The organism is Elstera litoralis, from assembly GCF_000963705.1.
In the GTDB taxonomy this organism is placed as follows: domain Bacteria; phylum Pseudomonadota; class Alphaproteobacteria; order Elsterales; family Elsteraceae; genus Elstera; species Elstera litoralis.
The window spans coordinates 1-3,872 of sequence record NZ_LAJY01000052.1 but is presented as its reverse complement, the minus strand read 5'-3'; the positions used below and the strand labels follow the sequence as shown (position 1 = coordinate 3,872).

General features: G+C 60.6%; 6 protein-coding genes. 4 read left to right on the top strand and 2 right to left on the bottom strand.

What is annotated here, in order from left to right; translation table 11 throughout:
* The coding region (locus VZ95_RS02945; RefSeq protein ID WP_198148055.1) for a tripartite tricarboxylate transporter permease at positions 1–500 on the top strand (500 nt) is incomplete at its 5' end.
* A 1-nt stretch (position 501) separates the two neighbouring features.
* Here VZ95_RS02945 and VZ95_RS21475 read toward each other — a convergent pair.
* Positions 502–1,191, bottom strand: a complete 690-nt coding sequence (locus VZ95_RS21475; protein ID WP_052711432.1) for a 4'-phosphopantetheinyl transferase family protein — start codon at positions 1,189–1,191, stop codon at positions 502–504.
* Positions 1,192–1,323: 132 nt separating this feature from the next.
* Here VZ95_RS21475 and VZ95_RS02935 point away from each other — a divergent pair, with 132 nt between their 5' ends.
* Genes VZ95_RS02935 through opgC (VZ95_RS27890) form a run of 3 tightly spaced genes read left to right on the top strand, consistent with a single transcriptional unit; the run spans position 1,324 to position 2,955 of the window.
* Positions 1,324–1,806 (top strand): DoxX family protein, encoded by a 483-nt coding sequence (locus VZ95_RS02935; RefSeq protein ID WP_045774550.1) that lies wholly within the window; start codon positions 1,324–1,326, stop codon positions 1,804–1,806.
* A complete protein-coding gene (opgC, locus tag VZ95_RS27895) occupies positions 1,782–2,411 on the top strand; it encodes an OpgC domain-containing protein (protein WP_052711431.1) in 630 nt (209 codons plus the stop codon). The genes VZ95_RS02935 and opgC (VZ95_RS27895) overlap by 25 nt, the downstream gene beginning before the upstream one ends.
* On the top strand, positions 2,377–2,955 hold the full coding sequence (gene opgC / locus VZ95_RS27890; protein WP_084627540.1) for an OpgC domain-containing protein: 579 nt from the start codon (positions 2,377–2,379) through the stop codon (positions 2,953–2,955). Before opgC (VZ95_RS27895) ends, opgC (VZ95_RS27890) begins: the two co-directional genes overlap by 35 nt.
* 8 nt (positions 2,956–2,963) lie before the next feature.
* Here opgC (VZ95_RS27890) and VZ95_RS02925 read toward each other — a convergent pair whose 3' ends face one another.
* The gene (locus tag VZ95_RS02925; RefSeq protein WP_045774549.1) at positions 2,964–3,551 is read right to left on the bottom strand and encodes a DUF308 domain-containing protein; all 588 of its coding nucleotides are present in this window, start codon (positions 3,549–3,551) and stop codon (positions 2,964–2,966) included.
* Positions 3,552–3,872 lie beyond the last annotated feature (321 nt).

Genomic DNA, 3,872 nt, shown 5'->3' with positions numbered 1-3,872 from the left:
GTGCGATGACCATTCACGGTATCATCCCCGGCCCACTGGTGATGACGCGTACCCCCGATTTGTTCTGGGGCATGATCGCCTCGATGTGGATCGGCAATCTGCTGCTGCTCATCATCAATCTACCGATGATCGGCCTCTGGGTACGATTGCTGAAAGTCCCCTATCCCATCCTGTTTCCGGCCATTCTCATGTTCTGTTGCATCGGCATTTTCTCGATCAATGCCGAACCCGTGCAGGTGCTGATGATCGCCGTCTTCGGGTTCATCGGCTATGGTCTCAGCAAATTCGGCTTCGAGCCCGCGCCCCTGCTGCTGGGGTTCGTGCTGGGGGATTTGATGGAGGAGAATTTTCGCCGGGCTCTGCTTATGTCGCGCGGCGACCTAACCACCTTCATCGCCAGCCCAATTTCGGCAGGCCTGCTGCTCGTGGCGTTGGCAATGCTCGTGCTTGCCCTGCTGCCGAGTTTTCGGAAGAGCCGGGAGGATGTGTTCGTCGAATAGGTTAATCCGCGCCATAAATCCGATACAAGGGCACGCCCAAACCGGGGGGCAGGGCGACCGCGCCGACGAGCGGTGGTCCTGCGGTCTTGAGCGGGAGATCAAACACGACCAACGACGGCTCCCCCGAAAAAAACGGCATGGTTTCGCCCAAGCGCGTATCGATTTGGGTAAGATCATCGCTGAGGCCCGTGCCGCGCGCTTTTAACAGCGCTTCTTTGCGGGTCCAGCATTTCAAAAACGCATCCAGGCCACGCCCCGCCAGATAGGCTCGCTCGGCGGGATGGCAGACGGGGATCAGTAAATCCCGATACTTGCCATCGCGCGGGCCGGTTTCGATATCGATCCCGAGCCACGGGCTATTCCCCACGACCAAAGTCAAAAAACCGCCGCTATGGGCAAGGTTAAAGCCCGGCGCATTGGGCAGAAAAGGTTTTCCGTAGGGGCCTAAGGCAAAATCCTCAATCTGACCGTCTTCCAGCAAAAGCCCGCGCGTCAGCATATGCCCCAGCGTGAAGGCGCGGTGATCGGCCTGAAAACCGTAGCGCGCCGCGCGAGCCTGCTCCGCTTCGGTCAGCCCCTGTCCGGGCGGCGGCGTAAGTGCCGTCGGGACGATCACGACCAAAGCACGCCCCTGTGCTAGGATAGCCCGGCACTCGGCTTTGATGTCCGCCAACCACTCCCCCTCGGTCATCAAAACCGCCTTTCGTAACGCGACACGTCCGAGAAAAACGCCCTCACCCCTATTTTCCCGAAGCGCGGGCTGTAACTCCTGCTTTAGCACCAGCGAAAAGCAGATAGCGACGTTGAAAAAATGAGGCCGATCATGTCCCCCACGCTCACCCGCCTGCTGCCGTGGCCACCCGCGCTGTTTATCGCCTGGGTCTTCCTTTGGTATCTCCAGTATAAATTCACTGGCCATCCCGGCAGCGTCCATCTTTTCACTATTCTGACGAACTGGCTCGGCTTTCCGGGCTATGAGGCCGTCATGCGCATTGGCACCGGAATGGCGGAACTGATCGCCTCGCTCCTCATTCTATACCCGCGCACGCAGGGTCTGGGTGCCTTGATGTCTACGGGCATTATGACCGGCGCGATTTTCTTTCACGTCGTCAGCCCCTTAGGAATTGATCCTTACGATGATGGCGCTGATTTGTTCAAGAAAGCCTGCGTGGTCTGGGTTCTGGGCCTCGGCATCGCCTATCTGCGCCGGGCCGATCTGATTGCGCTTTGGACTTTGGTGCGCACCAACGCCTTGCTGCTGCCCGCTAAGGAGGTTTGCCCGTGTCCCTTGCGCTTGAGACGCTGACCGCGCCCATTGCCAAGCCTGAAGCGGCAGCGGCCCTCGCCGTGCCGTCCCGCGCGCGCGACCCCCGGCTCGATGTCGTGCGCGGCCTTGCGCTGTTCATCATCTTCATCGCCCATGTGCCGAGCAATTGGCTGTGGAGCGTGATCCCGGCCCGCTTCGGCCTGAGCGATGCCACCGATAGTTTCGTGTTCATCTCCGGCATCGCCTCGGCAATTGCGTTCGGCGGCACGTTTTTGCGGCACGGGTTCTGGACCGGCACCGGGCGGATCGCCTACCGCTGCGCGCAACTCGGCGTCGCGCATCTCTTCTTGCTCTTCGCCATCATCGCCGTCGCCTATCAGGGCAGCGTCTGGACCGGGCGCGATTTGGTGGGTGCTTTAGGCATTGGGCATTTGCTGGCAAGCCCGGCCCAGGCGATTTTCGAAGCTTTCTGGCTGCATTGGGTGCCCGCCTCGCTCGATATCATGCCGGTCTATATCGTGTTGTTGGCACTGGTGCCAGCCATGATGCTGCTGGAAAAGCTGGATCGGCGCTTGCCCCTGCTGGCCTCCGTCGCGCTCTATCTCGCCAATGCCGCCTTTGGGCTTCGATCCGGTCGCCGATAGTTCGACGGGGCGGGTTTGGCTGCTGAACCCTTTCGCTTGGCAGGTGATTTTCTTCCTCGGCTTCGGCTTTAAGCGCGGCTGGCTGCCGGTGCCGCCGAAGTCGATGGGGTTGACGCTTCTGGCCTGGGGAATCGTGGCCATCGGCGTGACCTACCGGGTATTGCCGGAAGGCCTCGGCCTCGGCGATGCCCCGCTGTGGCAGGCGCTGGGGGAGCAGTTGGATAAAACCAATGTCGATCCGTTCCGCCTCGCCCATTTCCTCGCTACCGCCTATCTGCTGCACGGGCTGCTGCGGGCGAAACCGGGGATTGCCCGCGCCTGGGTGCTGCGGCCCTTCGAGCGGCTCGGGCAACAGGGGCTGTCGGTCTTCGTCGGCGGGATGATTGCCGCTAATATTGCCGGGCTGATTATTCTTCAAGTCGGCGACGGGCTGCTGGGGCAAATCCTCATCAACCTCGGCGGCTTCCTCACCCTCTACGGCATCGCCCGGCTGATGAGCTGGTATAAATCGGCCCCGTGGAACCAAAAAAAGCTGCTCCCGTGACGACGGGATCAGGCCGCGCCTTCGGTCGAACGGCGGCGCGCCTGCGCTACCGCGAGCCACACGGCCGATACGAGGAAATAGAAAGCGCCGAACGCTGCGTAGGGCGCGATCGCGGTGATGCTTGGAAGAGCGGTGCCCGTTGCCTGCTCCACGAAGAAGACACCCGCAAGCATCGACTGAGCCCCACTTAGGACCATCACCCACTGCGCGCCCGTCTTCCAGCGGCGGACACCGGTAATGAGTTGGAACAGGCCCGAGAGAATGGCCCAAACGGCGAATACCGCCAGCACAGCGTGCATACCCTGTCCGAGCGTGATGGCAACCGCGATGGCGGTGAGGACACTGACGGCGACGTTCAGAGCTTGGCTGGCATTGGCTTTCAAACCGCCGCTGCGCTGCGCGTCGATGACATTCGCCAGCGCATCCCAGGCGGGATAGGCGACCAGGAGTAGCGCTGCGATCAGCGGCATTCTGCTCCCCAGAAGGAAGGCAGCGGCAACCCAAACAATTGAGACGCCGGCACGGGTGAAATAATAGGATTTCAGCCAGCGTGACGTCGCGTCGCGGTCCCGCTGCTGGAGGGTTTGATTGGTCATTGCGACTATCCTGTCTCAGTTGGTTGAATGCGGATGATCGGCACATTCCTGGCGAGACCGATCTACATCCAGTTTTGGGCCGTATCTTCCTTCAAGGGTTTGTATTATAAGAATAATACTCACCCTGATGACGTATTGATATAGCGCTAAGAGACTGGAGCGGCCATGACCGAGTTGCTAGAAAACTTGATCGATCATCCAGAATCGAGCGTTCGAGGGCCTCAATCCGATCTCCTCTCGCATGTGCTGGCACAGATCCGTCTTACCGGCGACTGCGTCTACGCGCGCAGCCTCGCCCAGGCGGAACCTCTGGAATTGGAT